Annotated in this window: 18 protein-coding genes; 10 read left to right on the top strand and 8 right to left on the bottom strand. The window is 70.4% G+C overall.

From position 1 onward, the window contains the following. Positions 1 to 2 precede the first annotated feature (2 nt). The 3 genes from OG386_RS20090 to OG386_RS20100 all read right to left on the bottom strand — a co-directional run bounded on the left by OG386_RS20090 (position 3) and on the right by OG386_RS20100 (position 2,954). A complete protein-coding gene (locus OG386_RS20090) occupies positions 3 to 1,547 on the bottom strand; it encodes a peptidoglycan-binding domain-containing protein (RefSeq protein WP_328789304.1) in 1,545 nt (514 codons plus the stop codon). Between the two features lie 7 nt (positions 1,548 to 1,554). Continuing rightward, positions 1,555 to 2,478, bottom strand: a complete 924-nt coding sequence (locus tag OG386_RS20095) for a hypothetical protein (RefSeq protein WP_328789305.1) — start codon at positions 2,476 to 2,478, stop codon at positions 1,555 to 1,557. A gap of 92 nt (positions 2,479 to 2,570) precedes the next feature. Then, positions 2,571 to 2,954: a hypothetical protein gene (locus OG386_RS20100; protein ID WP_328789306.1), complete on the bottom strand. Its 384-nt coding sequence runs from the start codon at positions 2,952 to 2,954 to the stop codon at positions 2,571 to 2,573. 416 nt (positions 2,955 to 3,370) lie between these two features. On the opposite strand from OG386_RS20100, the gene OG386_RS20105 reads away from it, so the two are divergent. Then, the gene (locus tag OG386_RS20105; RefSeq protein WP_328789307.1) at positions 3,371 to 3,940 is read left to right on the top strand and encodes a GNAT family N-acetyltransferase; all 570 of its coding nucleotides are present in this window, start codon (positions 3,371 to 3,373) and stop codon (positions 3,938 to 3,940) included. Here OG386_RS20105 and OG386_RS20110 read toward each other — a convergent pair. Next, entirely contained in the window at positions 3,924 to 4,820 is an 897-nt protein-coding gene (locus tag OG386_RS20110) for an NADP-dependent oxidoreductase (RefSeq protein WP_328793298.1), read from the bottom strand. The two genes, OG386_RS20105 and OG386_RS20110, sit on opposite strands and share 17 nt — an antisense overlap. A gap of 161 nt (positions 4,821 to 4,981) precedes the next feature. On the opposite strand from OG386_RS20110, the gene OG386_RS20115 reads away from it, so the two are divergent. Both OG386_RS20115 and OG386_RS20120 read left to right on the top strand, forming a co-directional pair. Then, the gene (locus OG386_RS20115) at positions 4,982 to 5,398 is read left to right on the top strand and encodes a winged helix-turn-helix transcriptional regulator (RefSeq protein ID WP_328789308.1); all 417 of its coding nucleotides are present in this window, start codon (positions 4,982 to 4,984) and stop codon (positions 5,396 to 5,398) included. Between the two features lie 41 nt (positions 5,399 to 5,439). After that, the gene (locus tag OG386_RS20120) at positions 5,440 to 6,168 is read left to right on the top strand and encodes a Mut7-C RNAse domain-containing protein (protein ID WP_328789309.1); all 729 of its coding nucleotides are present in this window, start codon (positions 5,440 to 5,442) and stop codon (positions 6,166 to 6,168) included. A gap of 34 nt (positions 6,169 to 6,202) precedes the next feature. Here the strand turns inward: OG386_RS20120 and OG386_RS20125 are convergent, their stop codons facing one another. Next, entirely contained in the window at positions 6,203 to 6,712 is a 510-nt protein-coding gene (locus OG386_RS20125) for a hypothetical protein (RefSeq protein ID WP_328789310.1), read from the bottom strand. A gap of 253 nt (positions 6,713 to 6,965) precedes the next feature. On the opposite strand from OG386_RS20125, the gene OG386_RS20130 reads away from it, so the two are divergent. Continuing rightward, positions 6,966 to 7,730, top strand: a complete 765-nt coding sequence (locus OG386_RS20130; RefSeq protein ID WP_030013050.1) for an SDR family NAD(P)-dependent oxidoreductase — start codon at positions 6,966 to 6,968, stop codon at positions 7,728 to 7,730. Here OG386_RS20130 and OG386_RS20135 read toward each other — a convergent pair. After that, a complete protein-coding gene (locus OG386_RS20135) occupies positions 7,727 to 8,401 on the bottom strand; it encodes a polysaccharide deacetylase family protein (protein ID WP_328789311.1) in 675 nt (224 codons plus the stop codon). The two genes, OG386_RS20130 and OG386_RS20135, sit on opposite strands and share 4 nt — an antisense overlap. Positions 8,402 to 8,644: 243 nt before the next feature. Here OG386_RS20135 and OG386_RS20140 point away from each other — a divergent pair, with 243 nt between their 5' ends. Further along, complete coding sequence (locus OG386_RS20140) at positions 8,645 to 9,463, top strand: hypothetical protein (protein ID WP_328789312.1); 819 nt, start codon at positions 8,645 to 8,647, stop codon at positions 9,461 to 9,463. 76 nt (positions 9,464 to 9,539) lie between these two features. Here OG386_RS20140 and OG386_RS20145 read toward each other — a convergent pair whose 3' ends face one another. After that, entirely contained in the window at positions 9,540 to 10,733 is a 1,194-nt protein-coding gene (locus OG386_RS20145) for an RtcB family protein (RefSeq protein WP_328789313.1), read from the bottom strand. Positions 10,734 to 10,924: 191 nt separating this feature from the next. Between OG386_RS20145 and OG386_RS20150 the strand changes: the two genes are divergently transcribed. The 3 genes from OG386_RS20150 (at position 10,925) to OG386_RS20160 (ending at position 14,200) form a co-directional block, all read left to right on the top strand. Beyond that, a complete protein-coding gene (locus tag OG386_RS20150; RefSeq protein ID WP_328789314.1) occupies positions 10,925 to 11,800 on the top strand; it encodes a DUF3558 domain-containing protein in 876 nt (291 codons plus the stop codon). A 124-nt stretch (positions 11,801 to 11,924) separates the two neighbouring features. After that, positions 11,925 to 12,689: a DUF3558 family protein gene (locus OG386_RS20155; protein ID WP_328789315.1), complete on the top strand. Its 765-nt coding sequence runs from the start codon at positions 11,925 to 11,927 to the stop codon at positions 12,687 to 12,689. A 161-nt stretch (positions 12,690 to 12,850) separates the two neighbouring features. Further along, positions 12,851 to 14,200: a DUF2637 domain-containing protein gene (locus OG386_RS20160; protein WP_328793299.1), complete on the top strand. Its 1,350-nt coding sequence runs from the start codon at positions 12,851 to 12,853 to the stop codon at positions 14,198 to 14,200. A gap of 78 nt (positions 14,201 to 14,278) precedes the next feature. On the opposite strand, the gene lysS is transcribed toward OG386_RS20160, so the two are convergent. Then, complete coding sequence (lysS, locus tag OG386_RS20165) at positions 14,279 to 16,006, bottom strand: lysine--tRNA ligase (protein ID WP_327383897.1); 1,728 nt, start codon at positions 16,004 to 16,006, stop codon at positions 14,279 to 14,281. 169 nt (positions 16,007 to 16,175) lie between these two features. Between lysS and argS the strand changes: the two genes are divergently transcribed. Continuing rightward, positions 16,176 to 17,945 carry an arginine--tRNA ligase gene (argS, locus tag OG386_RS20170; protein ID WP_328789316.1) on the top strand — a complete coding sequence of 590 codons (1,770 nt, stop codon included), beginning with the start codon at positions 16,176 to 16,178 and terminating at the stop codon, positions 17,943 to 17,945. Between the two features lie 170 nt (positions 17,946 to 18,115). Continuing rightward, complete coding sequence (locus OG386_RS20175; RefSeq protein WP_328789317.1) at positions 18,116 to 19,621, top strand: hypothetical protein; 1,506 nt, start codon at positions 18,116 to 18,118, stop codon at positions 19,619 to 19,621. The last annotated feature ends 197 nt before the right edge of the window (positions 19,622 to 19,818 follow it).

A 19,818-nucleotide genomic window follows, 5' to 3' on the forward strand; every position in this document is an offset into this window, starting at 1 on the left:
CCTCAATCATCGGCACCGCCGGAACCGCTGTCCGAGCCGCCCGCCGGGCTTCCGCGGCGGACGAGGACGACCGTCTGGCCGACGGCGAGGTTCTCGTCGAGCGCGCGGACCGCGCTGAGGCCCTCATGGGTGAACAGCACCTCGACCGGGACGTTCCGCTCCTTGCCGCCCTCGGTGACGGTGACCGTGGACGAGCCGCCGAGGTCGGTCCAGACCCCCGACACCGGAACGGTCAGCGCGCCCTTGGGGCTGCGCCGCAGTTCGACGCTGATCTGCTGGGTCGAACCCTCCTTGGCCTCCGCGCCGGTGGGCACGAACAGCGCCTCGTGCTGGCCGCCCGCGCTGCCCGAGCCGTTGCTGCCGCCGCTGCCGCTACCCGCTCCCGTGCCCGCCGTTCCCGCCGTGGCCGCGCCGTCCTGGCCCCCGCTCTTGCCCTGCTGGTCGCCGCTCTTGCCGTCCGAGGGGCTGTTGAGGGAACCCAGGGTGCCCTCCCGGCCCTCGTACGGGCCGGTCCCGAAGCGGATGACCGCGTCGGCCGGCAGATCGCGCAGCTGCGTGCGCTGGTCCGCGCTGAGGGCCGCCCGGACCTGGCGGCCGCCGCTGCCGAGCACGACCAGCGGCTTGTCGGCCGCGTCACCGACCGCCGCGGCGACCTGCACCACCGTGGCCGGCAGGGCGCTGACGTACGCGACCTCCGCGGCCGGCAGCAGCTCGCCGGGCTTGGCCGGACCGGCGGCGGACGCGGGCGGCGTGTCCGGACCGCGGGCGGGCGGCGCGCTCGCGCCGCCTGCGCCGCCTGCGCCGTTCGTGCCGTTCGTGCCGGGCGCCGCCCCGGTGCCGCCGTCGGTCTCCGCGCCGCCCCGGGGAGCCGTGCCGCCTCCCGGGGACGCCTCGCCCCCGCGGGCCGCGCCGGAGGAGGAACCCGCACCCCCGGTGGTGCTCGGCCCCTGCCCTGCGGGCGCCTCGTACCCGGCCGCCACGTACAGCTTGCGCACCGCCTCGACGGTCGCCGGGCCGTACGTGCCGTTCACCGCCGTCCCGTACAACGGCTGGAGCGCACGCTGCAGTTGCTGCACGTCCGGCCCCTTGTCGCCCGCCTTCAGGTCCCGGTACGCGGGGAAGCGCCCCGGGAGCAACAGGACCGGGCGGCCCGACACCTCCGCGACGACCGCCCCGGCCTTGAGGCTCTTGCCCGCGGCCGCGGGCAGGGCCGTGACGACCGCGCGGCTGGTGCCCTGCGGCTGGACGCCGGTGATGGTGGTGCGGGAGGCCGTCTCGACCTTCCCCGTCAGCTCCATCTTCTCGACGAGCTGCTGGTCGGAGACCTTCCCCGTGATCTGGGAGGGCGGGGGCGCGGCGGCGTTCGAGGCACGCTGCTCCGGGGTCCTGGCCTGGGAGGCGATCCACCAGACGGAACCGGAACTACCGAAAAGCACGACGGCAACGGCGGCGACGACCAGGCCCCGCCGGGACCTCTGGCGCGCACCCGTCGCCCGCCCGCCGGACGGCGGGGCCACCTGTGTCTCATCGAGGTGTTCGAGGCTCATGAGAGTATTAGGACGTCTCTCGCAGTAGGTCCTGGGCCTTGCCCTTGGCCTTCGTGATGAGTTCCAGCCACGCCGTGATCTCCGCTTCGTGCTTCACCAACGAAGCGGCCGAGGCCTTGCTCTTGGCCTCCCGCGCCTTCGTGTTGAGCCCGACCTTCGTCGCGCACTCGGCATCGGTGGTGGCCTGCTTGATCTCGGCGCGCTGGGCCTGGTCGAGCGCCGCGGTGTCACCGCCGGGAATGTTCGCGTAATGCGAGAGCGCCGATTCCCTGGCCTTCTCCGGCGTCGCGATTTCCGGATAGCCGCCGGACTTCATGCAGGACGCCCACTCGGAGAGCGACTTCTGATATCCGTCGTCATCGGCGAGGATACGCGCACTGTTCTGCTTGACGCTGTTGTAGACCGTCCAGTTGAGCCGGAGGTATTCCTTCACGTCCCCGTACACGGCCTTGAGCGTTTCACCGCGGCAGCCTTTCGACGGCACCATGACCTTGCCACCGCCGAAGTCGAACTCCACACCGCCCTCGGGCTTGTCGACGTACCCGTCCATGGCCATGCTGTGGGCCCGCTTGACGTCCTCGGGTAACGCGTCGAAGTCGTCCGGGCCCTCCTGGGCCTTCTGGTTGTCCGACCTGCGCGGGTCCGCCCCGTAGCCCACGGTGCGCGCGGTCTCGGCCGACGGGGAGAGGTCCTCGCTCCGCTTCTTGCCGCTGTTGGTGCCGGTGCCGCCCGCCGGGAAGACCTTGAAGCCCTTGTCGTTCATGCACTTGCGGATCAGTTTGAACTCAGCGTCACGCTCCTGGTCCAACGCCGCGTTGGCGCTGTCGAGGGCCGTCTGCGCCCTGCGGGCCGTCTCCAGGTCCTGCGGGGCTTCCTCCGAGCAGGCAGAGGCGGCGGCGCCCAGCAGCACCGTCACCGCGATCACCGTCATGCATCGGGTGCGCTTCTTCAATGTCCGTGTCCTCGTGAAGGTGCGGCCGGGCCGCCTCCGCGACGCGGGGCGACCCGGCCTTCAGGCGGTGATCAGCAGCCGTTGCCGTCGTTCAGGGTGTTGCTCGCGCCGTCGTCGTTCGCGTCCCAGTAGTAGTTCACGGAACCGCCGGGGATGAGGCAGATCTCCACGCCCCACGACATCCAACGACCGCCGTAGGTCTTGGACGACTGGCTGCGGCGGTTCCACCAGGAGCTGTCGGCCTCGTAGACGGCCGGCATGTCGATGTCCCAGCGGGCGGACTCGTACTTCGTCCGGTACATCGAGTTGTTGGTGCTGTAGTTGCTGTCCTTGTAGATGCAGAAGTTGCCGTCGTAACACGTGCGGTCCACGGCCGCTGCGGACGGTGCTGCGGCGATGACACCGGCCACGGCCGCCATCGCGATGAATCCGGCCGAAATCCTCTTACTGAGCACTCGTGACTCCCCCTTGTCGGGTGGTGACTGATGCTGTGAGAGGGCAGGGCAGCCGAAGCCCCTTCCCCCCGGTCGGCTGAGATCAGGCTAGGCCACGCCCACCGGAAACAAAAGGTCAATTCCCTTTATCAGACGGGCTGTTGGCGATTGGAATTGATCATTCACTGACCAATTCCCGATGCGCGAATCCATCATTCCGGCGCACCGCCACCCCCACCGGAAAAGGGGTCGGCGCAGGTCAGCCCGGCGGACACCGGGACGGGGCCGTGGAGCGGCGCCGGAGCCGCCCCACCCGGATGCCCACGGTCCGGATGAACCCCGAACACGGCCTGAAAATAGACGCGTTCGCGACCCGCGCCACGCCCCGGCGGCCGAAACCCGTGGAGCGGCCGCACCCGGCTCCCTAGGGTGGCCCGATGGAGACTCACGTACGGCTGGAACCCTGGTCCGCCGGGGACTTCTGGCTGCTGGAGCGCAAGAACGAGCCGGCCATGACCCAGTTCCTGGGCGGCCCCGAGCCGGCCGCGAAGCTCGCCGGCCGCCAGCACCGCTACGAGGCCCTGAGCGCACGGGAGCCGGCCGCCGGCCGGATGTTCCGCATCGCGTGGACCCCCGCCGCAGAGGGACCCGACGACGACGGCGGACGCACCGAGAGCGTCGGATCCGTCGGCTTCTGGGAACGGGAGTGGCGGGGCGAGCCGGTCTACGAGGCCGGCTGGGGCGTCCTGCCCGAGTTCCAGGGCCACGGGCTGGCCGTGGCAGCGCTCACGGAGCTCCTGGCGTACGTCCGCACCCACGGCTCCCGCGACAGCGTCCACGCCTTCCCCGGCACCGACCACCCGGCGTCCAACGCGGTCTGCCGGCGGGCCGGTTTCACCTACCTGGGTGACGTCGACTTCGAGTACCCGCCCGGCACGCCCCACCCCAGCTGCAACTGGCGCTACCGGGTGGGACGCCCGCAGGACGGACTCACGCCGTCAGGATGATGCGGCCGCGGACCCCGGACTTCCCGAGGCGGGCGTGGGCCTTCGCGGCCTCGCCGAGCGGGAAGGCGTCCGCCACCCGGAGGGTCAACGCACCCGCGTCGACCAGGGCCACCAGACGGGCCAGGTGCGCCCCGTCCGCCGCGACCTCCTGCTCCACGACCCGGACACCGCGCTCCGCGGCCGGGGCGTGGTTCGGGATCAGGCCCACGTAGACCCCGCCGTCGCGTACGGCGCCCAGCGCGGCCCCGCCCAGCACCGCTGCGTCCAGGACCCCGTCCACGGGCCCGGTCACAGCCTCGCCGCGCGGGACGAACCCGGTCGCACCCAGTGACCGTACGAACTCCTCGTCCTCGGCGCCCGCCAGGGCCGTCACCGCCAGACCGGCCCGCACGGCGAGCTGGACGGCCAGGCCGCCGACGACGCCCGCGGCTCCGGTGATCAGCACCGAGGAGCCGGGGGCGAGCCCCAGCAGGTCCACGGCGCGGGCGGCGGTGAGACCGGCGAGCGGAAGCCCGGCCGCGGTCACCGCGTCCACGGCGGTCGGGGCGGACGCGACGGCGGTGGCGTCGAGCACCACGTACTGCGCGTGCGTGCCCAGCGGCTTCACCTGCCCGTAGTGCAGGCCCACGACCCGGTCGCCGGTGCTCCAGCCGGTCACCCCGGCGCCGACCTCGTCGATCTCCCCGGACACGTCCCAGCCGAGGCCGAGCTGCTGCCCGGCGCCGCCGAAGACCCCTGCGACGACCGCGCCGTCCACCGGGTTGAGCCCGGCGGCGGTGACCTTGACGCGCAGCTGGCCGGCCGCGGGGCGGGGTACCGGGACCTCGGCCAGTTCGACCCGCTCCGGGCCGCCGAACTCGCTGACCACGGCCGCCAGCATCGTCTGCTCGCTCATCTTCATCTCTCCCGTTCGCTGATTCGCTCGCTCGTTCGCGTTTCTCGCGTTTCCGCGTTCTCGATGAGCACTAACTTAGGGAGAGGTACTCTCTTTTCGTAAGTACGCACTCGAAGGTGCGTACCCGACCCGGAAGTGGGGCACCCATGGCCACCAGCACCGCCGCCGCCCGCCGCGAGGAAGCCCGTTCCGCCTACGACGCCTTCCTCAAGGAGTGCCCCACCAGCCAACTCCTGGCCCGCATCAGCGACAAGTGGGTCGGCCTCATCGTCAGCGCCCTCGGCCAGGCCGAGAACCGCTCCATGCGCTACAGCGACCTCGGCCGCAAGATCCCCGGCGTCAGCCAGAAGATGCTCACCCAAACCCTCCGCTCCCTCGAGCGCGACGGCCTCGTCACCCGCACCGTCACCCCCACCGTCCCCGCCCGCGTCGACTACCGCCTCACCGACCTCGGCAGCAGCCTCGGCTGCCTCCTGTCCTCCGTGAAGCTCTGGGCCGAGAACCACTTCGACGAGGTCAGCACCCACCGCGACACCTACGACCAGGCCACCGCAACGCCATAATTCGACCGCGGCCACTGCCACAGAAATGGCATGCTGAGCAGGTGAACGGACCCGGCATTCAGCTCACCCTCGCCCCCGAACTGCGCCTCTTCGCCCCGCCCAGCCGGCGCGCCGAACGCGTACCGACCGCGACCGACGGCGCATCCAGCCTCGGCCACGTCGTCGAATCGGCCGGCGTCCCGCTCACCGAAGTCGGCCGCCTCCTCGTCGACGGCCACGAGGTACCCGTCTCCTACGTGCCCCAGGACGGCCAGAACGTCGAGGTGTACGGCGTCGAGCGCCCCCAACAGGTCCCCGGCGCCCCGCTCCGCTTCCTCCTCGACGTCCACCTCGGCACCCTCGCCCGCCGCCTGCGCCTGCTCGGCGTCGACGCCGCCTACGAGAACGAGGACATCGGCGACCCCGCCCTCGCCACCCGCTCCGCAGCCGAACGCCGCGTACTGCTCTCCCGCGACCGCGGACTGCTGCGCCGCCGCGAACTGTTCGCCGGCGCATACGTCTACAGCGACAACCCCGACGAGCAACTGCGCGACGTACTGGGCCGGTTCGCACCCGCCCTCGCACCGTGGACCCGCTGCACCGCCTGCAACGGCCCGCTCCACGAAGCCGACAAGGAGAGCGTCGGCGACCGCCTCGAACACGGCACGCACCGCTCCTACGACGTGTTCGCCCAGTGCACCGAGTGCGAGCGCGTCTACTGGCGCGGCGCCCACCACGCCCGCCTGGAACGGATCGTCGACGAGGCCCTCGTGGAGTTCGGCACGGCCTGAACAGCCCGGCGGGCGACGCGTACGCGTTCTAGGCCTAGAACGCGTACGCGTCGCCCGTGTCCAGCGCCAGCACCACGTGCTCGTTGTTGGCGTGGTTCCGATCCGTCGCACCGCCGTTCCACCACGTGTCGACCCGCACCGCCACCTCCGGCACCCGATCCCGCAGCTCCAGCAACAGCCCGACGTGGCGCCCCCGCCCGTGCAACGGCAGCGGCCCCGTCTCACACACCACCTCGCGCAGACCAGCCCGCGCACAGCCCTCCGACAGCTCCTGCCGGTCCGCGAGCTCCGCCGACAGCCGCACCCGCACCGTCGCGTTCGGCAGCGCGGCGGGCCCGTCGTTCTCCGGCACCAACCAGATCCGCAGCCGCGCCCCCGACAGGGCCACCCGACCGTGGTAGGCCACATCGGCCTCCGGCCCGTCCCACGCCGACACCGGCGCCCGACCGGGCACCTGGGCCGACGCCTGGGCCGCCCCGGGAACACCCGCGCCGAGCGCCAGCAAACCCGCCACCACCACACTTCGTACGGCACCACGGCGCACCGACACCACCTCCTCGCGCGGAGGCTAGCCACCGACGACCCCGACCGGTCGGACCATCACACGAACGAGGGCGCGCCCACCCCCATCTGCCGTGCGCACCTGCGAGCCGCACCCAACACCCGCCCGACCCGGCCCACCGCCCTCTCCGGCCCGCCCCGCCGGCACGGCCCTGATCATCCACGCCCCGCGCGCCCGCCGAGCCGCGCCTATGCTGGCGGGTAATCGCCCGTACGAACGACCGAGGAGCCCGCACATGAGCACGGCCGCCACCCGAACCGCCGTAGTCACCGGCGCGAGCAGCGGCATCGGCGCGGCCACCGCCCGGCAGCTCGCCGCAGCCGGCTACCACGTCGTCCTCACCGCCCGCCGCAAGGACCGCATCGAGGCCCTCGCCGCCGAGCTCACCGAGGCCGGCCACCAGGCCACCGCGCACGCCCTCGACGTCACCGACCGCACCGCCGTCGACGCCTTCGCCGCCTCCCTCGACCGCTGTGACGTCCTCGTCAACAACGCCGGCGGCGCCATCGGAGCCGAGCCCGTCGCCACCGGCGACCCCGCCGACTGGCGCACGATGTACGAGGTCAACGTCATCGGCACGCTCCACGTCACCCAGGCCCTGCTCCCCGCCCTCACCGCCTCCGGCGACGGCACGGTCGTCGTCCTCTCCTCCACCGCCGGCCACTCCACGTACGAGGGCGGAGCCGGCTACGTCGCCGCCAAGAACGGCGCCCGCGTCCTCGCCGAAACCCTGCGCCTGGAGATCGTCGGACAGCCCGTACGCGTCATCGAGATCGCCCCGGGCATGGTCAAGACCGAGGAGTTCGCGAAGACCCGGTTCCGCGGCGACGCGGAGAAGGCCGAGAAGGTCTACGCCGGCGTCGCGGAGCCCCTGTCCGCCGACGACGTGGCCGACACCATCACCTGGGCCGTGACCCGCCCCAGCCACGTCAACATCGACCTCCTGGTGGTCCGCCCCCGCGCCCAGGCCTCGAACACCAAGGTCCACCGCGAGCTCTAGAGCACTCCCGCCGCCTTCAGGTGCGGCATGAGGGCCGCCGGCTTCAGCCCGGCGGCCCTCGCCGCGTCCAGGGCCCGCTGGAGGTCCGCCGCCAGCGTCGGCGTGAAGTGCAGCAGCACGACGTCCCCGGCCCGCAGCCGCGGCGGCGCGGGCGGAGTCCCGCCCCAAGTGGTGAAATCGTGCGTCCAGGTGACCAGCGCCTTCACCCCGCACGCCTTGGCCGCGAGCCGCACGTCGTCGTTCACCGCCCCGTAGGGCGGCCGCAGCAGCTTCGGCGTCCGCCCGAAGGTCGCCTGGAGCTGCTCCCCGGCCCCGCACACCTCGGCGTCCTTGCCGGCCGCGTCGAGCGTGGTGAGGTCCGGGTGATTGACGGTGTGGTTCTCGACGGTGACCCGCCCTTCCTCCGCGAGCCGGGTGAAGTACCCGGTGTCGTACGAGGTCGCCCCGGGCAGCAGGAACAACGAGGCGGGCACCCGCTTCTCCAGCAGGATCCGGGCCGCGGCCGGATCGTGGCTCCAGCCGTCGTCGATGGTGATGAAGACGACCTTCTCCCGGGTCGGCACGTGCGACACGACGGGCGGCAGCCCCGCCTTCGCCTGGGCGGACCCGACGGCCCCGAGGGCGAGTGACAACGACGCGAGCGCGGCGGTTAGCACGCGGGATCTCCACATGCCGCACACTTTGGTCTAGACCATTATACGGGTCAACCCTCTTGCTGCAAACGGAAGTTGACGCCCCGCATCCGGAGGTGCGCGGCGGAATGCGAAATTCCGTCACACGTTCGAGCGACCCTCGGGGAATCGGCCAGAACCACCAGGAATCCGCACCTAAGTTCAGCCACAACACGAACGGCCCCCGACCGGGATGGCACTCCCGGCCGAGGGCCTCACCAACAGGGAAGAAAGGACTTCCTCATGGCTGAACAGGACCCTAGCGCCACCGCGCGCTTCATGGACCTCACGGACCCCCGCTACGCCTACATGTTCGGCTTCCTCCAGGCCGACGGGCACCTCGCGCAGGGAACGGGACAGAAGGGCAAGCTCACCGCCGAGATCAACGCACGGGACATCCACATCCTCCGCGAGTTCCAGCAGCTCACGCCCTACTTCAGCTCCATCACCGAGCGGGTCAGGAGCACGAACTTCGCCGAGACCCACCCCTCCGCGACGTGGAGCCTCTGCTCCCTGGAAGCCCGGAGCGCGATGAACAGGCTTGGAATGCCCTACGGACGCAAGTCGAGGACGATCAAGCCGCCCCGCGTGGAGTTCTCCCGCCGCGACTACCTTCGAGGGATCATCGACGCCGACGGATCCGTCGGCTACACGGGCAAGGGCCTTCCGTTCCTCTCGCTCACCACCGCCAGCACGGCAGTGGGTGCATACCTGTGCCACTTCGCGAAGAAGGTCACCGGGGCGGAGCGGACCATCAAGCGCAATACCCGGGACGGGATCTACAACATCCTCTACACGACGGAAGCGGCGGTGGAGCTAGCCGCGCACTTGTACTACGACGGCTGCCTGGGCTTGGAGCGCAAGAAGGCCAAGGCAGCCGAAATTCGCGACTGGATCCGACCGGCTGACATGCGGGTCGCGCCGCCCCGCCGGCGCTGGACCCCGAAGGACGACGAGACCCTTCTACAGCTGAACGACCCCGCGGCAGCCGGAGTCGCCCTCAACCGCACCGAGCAGAGCTGCTCCATGCGCCTTTGGCGCCTGCGCACCGGCAGGGTCTAAGTAGCAACACGCGGGAGCCCGGACCGATCGCCATCGGTCCGGGCTCCCGCATTCCCCCGACATCCGCGCCCGGGCCTCAGCCCTTGATGCAGATGACCTGCTTGAGCTTGGCCACGACCCGCACGAGGTCGGTCTGCTGGTCGATGACCTGCTCGATGGACTTGTACGCGCCCGGGATCTCGTCCACGACGCCCGAGTCCTTGCGGCACTCGACGCCCTTGGTCTGCTCCGCCAGGTCCCGCGCCGAGAACCGCTTCTTCGCCGCCGTTCGGCTCATCTTCCGGCCCGCGCCGTGCGAGGCCGAGTTGAAGGACTTCTCGTTGCCGAGCCCCTTCACGATGTACGAGCCCGTGCCCATGGAGCCCGGGATGATCCCGTAGTCACCGCTGCCGGCGCGGATCGCGCCCTTACGCGTGACCAGCAGGTCCATGCCGTCGTACCGCTCCTCCGCCACGTAGTTGTGATGGCAGCTGATCTCGTGGTCGAAGGAGACCTTCGCCTTCCGGAACTCCTTGCGGATGACCTCCTTGAACAGGCTCATCATCGCGGCGCGGTTGTACTTCGCATACTCCTGAGCCCAGAAGAGGTCGTTTCGGTACGCCTCCATCTCGGGGGTCGCCGCAAGGAAGACCGCCAGGTCCCGGTCGACCAGGTTCTGGTTGTGCGCGAGGCCCCGGGCCACGCCGATGTGGTGCGCGGCGAGCTCGTTGCCGATGCCGCGGGAGCCGGAGTGCAGCATCAACCAGACCGAATCTGACTGATCTAGACAAAACTCGATGAAGTGGTTGCCCCGGCCGAGCGTTCCGATCTGTTTCATGGCACGTTCGTGACGGAATTTGACCGAATCGGCGAGGTAGTCGAACCGGCTCCAGAGACCCTCGTACCCCGCCTCCGAGAACCCGTACAGCCGCGACGGGTCCACGGCCTCCTTGTGCATCCCCGCCCCCACCGGAATCGCCCGCTCGATCTTCGACCGGAGCCCCGACAGGTCCCCCGGCAGGTCGTTCGCCGTGAGGGACGTCTTCACCGCCGACATTCCGCAGCCGATGTCCACGCCCACTGCCGCCGGGCAGACCGCGTCCTTCATGGCGATCACCGAGCCGACGGTGGCTCCCTTGCCGTAGTGGACGTCCGGCATGACGGCCAGACCCTTGATCCAGGGGAGGGTGGCGACGTTGTGCAGCTGCTGCATCGCGCTGTCCTCGACCGACGCCGGGTCGGTCCACATCCGGATCGGGATCTTCGCCCCGGGTACCTCTACATACGACATAAGGAATCAATCCCCCGAAAGCTACAGAAAAGTCAGAATGCGCAAAAGCCTCGCTCTTGATCCCAAATACGACAGGGGACCGGCGCCAGCACCAGCGTGTGCGATAGACATTGTGTCCAGCCGCGCCCAAGTCGCGGCAACGCATTTTCCTGACCGTCGGGGGGCCCGCCGGTCGAAGGGAGCCAGTGGACGTGCAGCGCAAGGCGGTACGGGGGCGAGTCCTGCCGGGCATCGCGATGCTCACCGCGCTCGCGGCCGGGGCGGCCGGTCTGACCGGGTGCACCAGCGGCAGCAGCGGTGGAAGCACCAGCGACTCGAAGGCCGGCGGCAACGCCGCCGCGCCCGCCCAACCGGGGAAGTACCGCAGTCTGCCCGCGCCCTGCAGGGCCGCCACCGACAGCAAGAAGCTCAAGGGCATGCTCCCGGCCGGGGACAGCCTCACCCCCGAGCAGCGCGACCAGATGTACGCCGGTGTCGCGGACGCCTCGTACGACGGCGACCGGCACGTCGGCTGCCGCTGGACCGGGCAGAGCCCCGAGGAGACGCGGCTGCTGTCGGTCGGCTTCGAGCGCGTGGTCTCGTACGACCGGAGCACCACCAGCGACGACGACAAGGCCAAGCAGGTCTACGTACGCCGGCTCACCGACGCGAAGCTGCCCTTCCCCGGCCCGACCGCGAGCCCCACCCCGGCGGCTCCCGGCCCCGCCGCCCCCAACCCGGCGGCCCCGACCCCGAGCGCGCCCGCCCCCGGGGCACCCGCCCCGGGGACATCCGCCTCCGGAGCACCGGCGTCCCCCTCCGCGAGCCCGTCGGCGCCGGTCGAGCTCGGATCGCGCGTCCTGGAAGGCCCCGGCAGCGATGCCTTCCTGGAGGACAAGCTCAGTCCCGCGGGGGCCAGCGCCGCGCAGTCCCGCACCGTGCGCATCGTGTTCCGCACCTCGAACGTCATCGTCACCATCGAGTACAGCGTGCAGCCGGCACTGCCCGGCACGGTCCCGCCGAGCACCGAAACCCAGGACAAGGCGCGGCAGTTGGCGCAGGCCCTGGCCGAGCGTTTCAACGAATGAAACGAATGAGCGGTGCGCGCCGCGGCCTCGCGTGACGGCGCGCACAGCAGGCGGGTACCCGGTCGGGCTACCGTTGCCCGGGTCCCGCGTCCGAAGAACAACCGACAAACGTACTGAAGGAACCATGCACCGATCAGCCTCGCGCCTCACCCGCGTTCTCGCCTGCGCAGCCGTCCCGGTGATCCTCACCGTCGCCGGGTGTTCGTCCGACTCGGGCAAGGAAACGAGCTCGAACGGCGAGAAGAAGTCCGGTTCGTCCTCGTCCGCCAAGCCGAACCCGAAGTCCTCCAAGACCCTGGAAAAGGCGGCCTTCGCCGCGCTCCCGGACCCGTGCAAGGCGCTCCAGACGCCGACGATAGACACGCTCGTCCCGGAGGCGAAGGACAAGGCCGGGACGGCGCCCAAGTCGAACGACGTGGCCACCCGTACCAGCTGCTCCTGGAACGGTCTGGACGAGGACGGTCTGAAGGGCTCGCAGTACCGCTGGCTCTCGCTCTCCTACTTCCGCTACGACTCCCAGGCCACCCTCGGCGACGCCAGCAAGCGTGCCGAGGAGCAGTACAACAAGGAGGTGGAGGCCGCGAAGACCGCCGAGGGTGCGCAGGACCCGAAGGCGGAGGCGGTGGCCGAGATCGGTGACCAGGGAACGTCGGTCATCTACAAGGTGAAGAAGGACGGCAACGACCACTTCAACACGACGGTGGTGGCGCGCACCCAGAACGTGGTGGTCACGCTCGACTACAACGGTGCGGGGCTGGAGGGGGCCGCTGCGCCGGACCACGCGAAGCTGCTCCAGGACGCGATCACGGCCGCCAAGGAGGCTGTGACCTCGGTGGGCGCGACGAACAAGGCGCCGGCGGAGCAGTCGCAGTCCCCGCAGCCGCAGTAGGGACGGGCGCGGGGCGGGGCCTCCTGGGGCACTGACATCCAGTCACCCGTACGCTGTGCCTGCCGCAGCTCGGTAAAGGCGCGGTAAGTACCCAGTACTGGGCGCCAGCACTCTGCGCTCGGTATGTGCTCGACAAGGGGAGGGGATCGCGGGTGGCCGCGATGCAACTGACTCGTACGCACCGGATACTCATAGGCGTGGTGGTCGCGGGAGCCGTGGTCATCGCGGGGATAGGGTTCGCGGGCTCGTATTCCGCGGTGCGTGCGCTCGCCCTGCAGAAGGGGTTCGGCAGCTTCTCGCTGGTGTTCCCGATAGGTATCGATGCGGGCATTTGTGTGCTGCTCGCGCTGGACCTGCTGCTGACGTGGCTCCGGATCCCCTTCCCCCTGCTGCGTCAGACGGCGTGGCTGCTGACGGCGGCGACGATCGCGTTCAACGGTGCGGCCTCGTGGCCGGACCCGTTGGGTGTGGGGATGCACGCCGTGATCCCGATGCTGTTCGTGGTGACGGTGGAGGCCGCTCGGCACGCCGTGGGCCGGATCGCGGACATCACCGCGGACCGGCACATGGAGGGTGTGCGCATCACGCGGTGGCTGCTGTCGCCGGTGCCGACGTTCAAGCTGTGGCGCCGGATGAAGCTGTGGGAGCTGCGTTCCTACGAGCAGGCGGTCGGCATGGAGCAGGACCGGTTGATCTACCAGGCGCGGTTGCAGGCGCGGTACGGGCGTTCGTGGCGGCGGAAGGCTCCGGTGGAGGCGCTGATGCCGCTGAAGCTGGCCAAGATCGGTGTGCCGCTGGCGGAGACGACTCCGGAGGCGCTGGCGGCGACGGGCATCGAGCCGGCGGTGCTGCCGCCGGTGGAGCCGCAGGTCCAGCAGGTCCAGCAGGTTCAGCAGGTCGAGCAAGCCCAGCAGGCCCCGGCGCTGGCGGCGGCGCCCGAGCTCGTGCAGCAGGGCCAGCAGGCCGCGCAGCTCGTGCAGCAGGTGCAGAACCCGGCGGGTGCGCCCGGCGCTCCGGGTGTTCCGGGTGTTCCGGGGGCTGCCCAGCACGCCCCGCCGCCGTTCGCGGTGGATCCGACGGCGATGCCCGCGGCGCACAACAGTGCGTGGTTCGCTGCGCCGCTGGCGCCGCAGGCGGCGTACGAGGGCGGCTACAACCCGCAGTACGTGGAGGGCCTGGAGCCGACCCCGGTCCTGCCCCCGATGGGCCCGGACGAGGAGCAGTCCGCGTCCGCGCAGCAGGACCTCTCCATCCCGGCTCCGCGCCAGCAGGAGGCTCCGGCCGAGGGTCCTGAGACCCCTGACGAGGCCGAGTTCGCCGAGGCGGCGTACAAGGTGTTCTGTGCGCTGGTCGACGAGAAGCAGGACTATCCGTCGGCGGAGGCCCTCGACATACACCTGTCGGACGGTTACGGCGTGACCCACCCGCGCAGCGGTTCGCTGCTGCGCCGGATGATCCCGGCGTTCAAGCAGCGCTATCACAAGGACCGTGAGGCCGAGCACATCGCTTGATCTGACGGCGGCCGCGGACGGCGGAAAGGGCCCGCACCCCGAGGGGTGCGGGCCCTTTCGCGTGCCGGGTCGGTCGGCTCAGACGGCGAGCAGCTTGCGCACGCGGTCGGCGCCCACCGCCAGGAGCAGCGTGGGCAGTCGCGGTCCGGTCTCCCGGGTCACGAGGAGCCGGTAGAGCAGCGCGAAGAACGTGCGCTGTGCGACCTTGAGCTCGGGCGTGGGCTTGGCGTCGGGTTCGAGGCCGGCCATGACCTTCGGGACGCCGTAGACGAGGGTGGTCAGCCCGTCGAGGGACCAGTGCGTGTCCAGGCCTTCCAGGAGCAGTCGCAGCGACTCGCGGCCCTCGTCGTCGAGGGACGACAGGAGTTCGGTGTCGGCGTCCTCGCGTACGAGGGTGCGCTGGTCGGCCGGGACCTGGGTGGTGATCCAGTTCTCGGCGCGGTCCAGGCGCGGCCGTACCTCGTCGAGGGAGGTGAGCGGCTGCGTGGGGTCGAGGTCGGTGAGGATGCGCAGGGTCTGCTCGTCGTGGCCGGCGGTGATGTCGGCGACGGAGGCGAGCGTCCGGTACGGGAGCGGGCGGGGGGTGCGCGGCAGCTCGGCGGCGGCGGTGCGGACGGCGCGGGTGTGGGCGGCGGCGTCGGCGGGCAGGACGGAGCCGTCGGCGACCTTGGCCTCCAGCTTGTCCCACTCGTCGTAGAGCCGCTGGATCTCCTGGTCGAAGGCGATCTTGAAGGACTGGTTGGGGCGGCGGCGGGCGTAGAGCCAGCGCAGCAGCTGCGGCTCCATGATCTTCAGCGCGTCGGCCGGGGTGGGGACCCCGCCCTTGCTGGAGGACATCTTGGCCATGCCGCTGATGCCGACGAAGGCGTACATCGGTCCGATCGGCTGTTCGCCGCCGAAGATGTGCACGATCTGGCCGCCGACCTGGAAGGACGAGCCGGGCGAGGAGTGGTCGACGCCGGAGGGCTCGAAGATGACGCCCTCGTAGGCCCAGCGCATCGGCCAGTCGACCTTCCAGACCAGCTTGCCGCGGTTGAACTCGCTGAGCTTGACCGTCTCGGTGAACTCGTCCTCGGTGCAGACGTAGGTCATTTCGGTGGTCTCGTCGTCGTACGAGGTGACCTTGGTGAAGTCCTTGCCGCACTGGCCGCAGTAGGGCTTGTACGGGAAGTAGCCGCCCTCGCCGGTGCTGCCGTCGTCTTCGGCGGCGGCGCCGGAGCCCTCGGCGGCTTCCAGTTCGGCCTCGTCGACCTGCTTCTGCTGGGGCTTCTTGCCGCCCGGCTTCTGCTTGGTGCGGTACTGGTCGAGGACCGCGTCGATGTCGCCGCGGTGCTTCATCGCGAACAGCACCTGTTCGCGGTAGACGCCGTTCGTGTACTGCTCGGTCTGGCTGATCGGGTCGTACTCGACGCCCATTTCGGCCATGGCCTCGACGAAGGCGGCCTTGAAGTGCTCGGCCCAGTTCGGGTACGCGGATCCGGCCGGGGCGGGCACGGAGGTCAGCGGCTTGCCGATGTGCTGGGCCCACGACTCGTCGATGCCGGGCACGCCCGCGGGCACCTTGCGGTACCGGTCGTAGTCGTCCCAGGAGATGAGGTGGCGGACCTCGATGCCCCGGCGGCGGATCTCGTCCGCGACCAGGTGCGGGGTCATGACCTCGCGGAGGTTGCCCAGGTGGATGGGGCCGGAGGGGGAGAGTCCGGACGCGACGACGACAGGTTTGCCGGGTGCTCGGCGCTCCGCCTCGGCGATGACTTCGTCCGCGAAACGGGAGACCCAGTCGGTCTCGGTGCTGCTCTGAGCCACGACACGTCCTTCTATCTCGAATGCTGGCTTCAGCCATTCTCCCAGACGGAAGAGGTCGCTCAGAGGTTGCTTTTTCACCGGGAAACGGTTTGCCCCCGCGTGGGATACTCGGCTCTTGTCGGAACAACCAAGTGCACTCACCGGCACGACCTCACAGGAACGGCAGCTCATGGCCTCGGTCCCTTCCCTCGCTTCTTCCGTCAATCAGCGCGTCGCGGACGCCCTTGCCTCCGCCCTGCCGGAGGCCGGTGGCGCGGACCCGCTGCTGCGACGAAGCGACCGGGCCGACTTCCAGGCCAACGGCATCCTGGCGCTCGCGAAGAAGGCGAAGGCCAACCCGCGCGAGCTGGCGGCGACCGTGGTCGGGGGCATCCCGACCGGTGACCTGATCCAGGAGATCGAGGTCTCCGGCCCCGGCTTCCTCAACATCACCATCACCGACCGGGCGATCATCGAGACGCTGGCCGCGCGGGCCGGCGACGACCGTCTGGGCGTCCCGTTCGCGGCGAACCCGGGCACCACGGTGATCGACTACGCGCAGCCGAACGTGGCCAAGGAGATGCACGTCGGGCACCTGCGCTCCGCGGTGATCGGCGCGGCGATGGTGGAGATCCTGGAGTTCACGGGCGAGAAGGTGGTCCGTCGCCACCACATCGGCGACTGGGGCACCCAGTTCGGCATGCTCATCCAGTACCTGCTGGAGCACCCGCACGAGCTGGACCACAAGTCGGACGGGGAGGTGTCCGGCGAGGAGGCCATGTCCAACCTGAACCGGCTCTACAAGGCCTCGCGCGGGCTGTTCGACTCCGACGAGGAGTTCAAGACGCGGGCGCGGGCCCGGGTGGTGGACCTCCAGGCGGGTGAGCCGGAGACGTTGGAGCTGTGGCAGCGGTTCGTCGACGAGTCGAAGATCTACTTCTATTCCGTCTTCAACAAGCTGGACATGGACATCCAGGACCCGGACGTGGTCGGCGAGTCGGGCTACAACGACATGCTGGTCGAGACCTGCGAGCTGCTGGAGGAGTCGGGCGTCGCGGTCCGTTCGAACGGCGCGCTCTGTGTCTTCTTCGACGACGTCAAGGGCCCGGACGGCAACCCGACCCCGCTGATCGTGCGGAAGTCGGACGGCGGCTTCGGCTACGCGGCGACCGACCTGTCGGCGATCCGCGACCGGGTGGGCAAGCTGGGCGCGACCGAGCTGATCTACGTGGTGGACGCGCGGCAGTCGCTGCACTTCAAGATGGTCTTCGAGACGGCGCGCCGGGCGGGCTGGCTGAGCGACGAGGTCAAGGCCGTGCAGCTGGCCTTCGGTACGGTGCTCGGCAAGGACGGCAAGCCGTTCAAGACCCGTGAGGGCGAGACGGTCCGGCTGGTGGACCTGCTGGACGAGGCCGTGGAGCGGGCGACGACGGTCGTGCGCGAGAAGGCCGAGAAGGTGGGTCTGACCGAGGCGGAGATCGTCGAGAACGGCCAGTACGTCGGTATCGGTGCGGTGAAGTACGCCGACCTGTCGACGTCGGCCTCGCGCGACTACAAGTTCGACTTGGACCAGATGGTCTCGCTGAACGGCGACACCTCGGTGTACCTGCAGTACGCGTACGCGCGGATCAAGTCGATCCTGCGCCGGGCCGGTGACCGCAAGCCGGTCGCGCACCCGGAGCTGGAGCTGGCCCCGGCCGAGCGTGCGCTGGGCCTGCACCTGGACCACTTCGGCGAGCTGATCGCCGAGGCGGCCGCGGACCACGCCCCGCACAAGGTGGCGGCGTACCTCTACCAGTTGTCGTCGCTGTTCACGACGTTCTACGACCAGTGCCCGGTCGTGAAGCCGGAGCCGGAGCTGGTGGTGGGCGAGAACCGGCTGTTCCTGTGTGAGCTGACGGCCCGCACGCTGACGAAGGGCATGTCCCTCCTCGGGATCCGGACGCCCGAGAAGCTCTGACATCGCTCCGTCCGCGCAACCCTCCTGCGCGACCCGCACAACCCGCGCCAAATGCGTACGGCCCCGGCAGCTGCTGCCGGGGCCGTACGCATTTCGTGATCTCCGCGACCACCACAATCCAGCCAACCCCATTAATCTGATCGTGTTCAAAACTTAGTGGGGGGACACCCGTGAAGAGCTTCAAGCGCATGGCCGCCGTGGCCGCGGTGGCCGTGGCCGGCCCGACCATCCTGACCGCGACGCCCGCGATGGCCGCCGACCAGCCGGCCGTCATCGTCCCGGACGTGGCGCCGAAGGACGACGCCGCCGACGCGGGCACGCCGACCCCGGCCGTGCCGGCCGTCCAGGCCCCGGCGCCGGTCGTTCCCGCGCCGTCCGTTCCCGCGCCGGTCGCCCCGGACGCGAAGGCGCCCGCGCCGAAGCCGGCGCCCGCCGCCGAGAAGGCTGCGGAGGAAACCAAGAGCGACGAGGACACGCAGGGCGCCGAGTACGACGGGATCCTCATGGGTCCCGAGGTCACGGTCGCCGGCATCCCGAAGGACGGTTTCAAGGCCGACGGCGGCTGGACCCCGCTGAAGGTGACGGTCGACAATTCCGGCCACATCGCCGTCCCGAACTACACGCCGAGCGTGACCGTCTACGAGGAGGACGGCAAGTTCAAGCCCTCGCAGATCAAGGTCGAGTGGAAGACCGCCGGCGGAACCTGGCAGGCCGCCAAGCTCGTGCAGGGCGAGGAGCTCGGCCCCGGCCTCCAGTACGCCTTCGGGACGGCCCCGTCCGTCACCAAGGACACCTCCTACACGGTCGACGTGCGGATCTCCTTCGCCGCGAACAGCCCGGTGGTGCACTTCGACCTGGCCTCGGACGGCAAGAGCCGCGTCGGGAACCAGGTCAACCACTCGCCCTCCACCTGGTACAGCACCCGGATCGCCGGTGCGGTCGGCGGACCCGAGGACCCGTTCGTCGAAGGCCCCGCGCTGACGGTGAACGGCGTACCGGAGAACATCAAGGCGGGCGGTGACTGGACGAACCTGTCCGTCCACGTGGACAACGCCGGGAAGCAGGCCCTGAAGGGATTCAACGTCGGGCTGGTCCTGGCCCGTCCCGACTGGGTCAAGATGAAGCCCTCCCAGATCAAGGTCGAGGTCCTCAGCAAGGACAAGAACGGCAAGGCCGGCTGGCACGAGGCCGAGGTCTGGTCCGAGGAGGAGAGCGTCTTCTTCGGCATCGAACTCGCGGGCGGCCCGGTCACTGCCGGCAAGAGCTTCGACGTCCAGGTCCGGATCCGCTTCGCCGCCGACGCGCCCCTCGGCTCCGTCAGCATCTTCTCCTGGGGCTCGTCGAACATCGACCCGGACACCCCGGAGCCGTGGGCGCAGTCGCGTTCCAAGGCCCGCCTGACGAACATCGTCGCCGCCTCCCCGGACACGGGCGGGAACGGCAACCAGCCGAAGCCGAACGGCGGCACCAAGCCGATCACCGACACCAACGGCAACACCGGCGACACCGGTAACTCGGGCAACACCGGCACCACCACCGCCACCACCGGTGGCGAGCTCGCCGCCACCGGCAGCGACCCGGCCACCACCTGGGCCCTCGGCGGCGCGGGCGTGGCCCTCGCCATGGGCGCCGCCCTGGTCGCGGGCACCGGTCGCCGCCGCCGCACCACCGCCTGAGGGTTGGGGCCCGAGAGGCCCGAGGCGCAGCCCGTGTTCACCCGTACGGCCCGATTCGGGCCGTACGGGTCGTACGGCCCGTGTCGGCGGACCGTACGTATTTCGCAATCCTGTAGCCCTCTGCAAGCTCCTCCCGCCTCACTAACCTTGGCGCCTCCCAAGGGGTTTGGGGCGGCTCCGGACATGTCCGGAGCCCG

Source organism: Streptomyces sp. NBC_00273, assembly GCF_036178145.1.
Lineage (GTDB): Bacteria > Actinomycetota > Actinomycetes > Streptomycetales > Streptomycetaceae > Streptomyces.

Excerpts from the sequence above, each read along its gene's own strand:
- OG386_RS20090 (WP_328789304.1), bottom strand. The coding sequence starts at position 1,547 with ATGAGCCTCGAACACCTCGATGAGACACAGGTGGCCCCGCCGTCCGGC.
- OG386_RS20095 (WP_328789305.1), bottom strand. The coding sequence starts at position 2,478 with ATGACGGTGATCGCGGTGACGGTGCTGCTGGGCGCCGCCGCCTCTGCC.
- OG386_RS20105 (WP_328789307.1), top strand. The coding sequence starts at position 3,371 with ATGGAGACTCACGTACGGCTGGAACCCTGGTCCGCCGGGGACTTCTGG.
- OG386_RS20110 (WP_328793298.1), bottom strand. The coding sequence starts at position 4,820 with ATGCTGGCGGCCGTGGTCAGCGAGTTCGGCGGCCCGGAGCGGGTCGAA.
- OG386_RS20115 (WP_328789308.1), top strand. The coding sequence starts at position 4,982 with ATGGCCACCAGCACCGCCGCCGCCCGCCGCGAGGAAGCCCGTTCCGCC.
- OG386_RS20130 (WP_030013050.1), top strand. The coding sequence starts at position 6,966 with ATGAGCACGGCCGCCACCCGAACCGCCGTAGTCACCGGCGCGAGCAGC.
- OG386_RS20135 (WP_328789311.1), bottom strand. The coding sequence starts at position 8,401 with ATGTGGAGATCCCGCGTGCTAACCGCCGCGCTCGCGTCGTTGTCACTC.
- OG386_RS20140 (WP_328789312.1), top strand. The coding sequence starts at position 8,645 with ATGGCTGAACAGGACCCTAGCGCCACCGCGCGCTTCATGGACCTCACG.
- OG386_RS20145 (WP_328789313.1), bottom strand. The coding sequence starts at position 10,733 with ATGTCGTATGTAGAGGTACCCGGGGCGAAGATCCCGATCCGGATGTGG.
- OG386_RS20155 (WP_328789315.1), top strand. The coding sequence starts at position 11,925 with ATGCACCGATCAGCCTCGCGCCTCACCCGCGTTCTCGCCTGCGCAGCC.
- OG386_RS20160 (WP_328793299.1), top strand. The coding sequence starts at position 12,851 with ATGCAACTGACTCGTACGCACCGGATACTCATAGGCGTGGTGGTCGCG.
- argS (WP_328789316.1), top strand. The coding sequence starts at position 16,176 with ATGGCCTCGGTCCCTTCCCTCGCTTCTTCCGTCAATCAGCGCGTCGCG.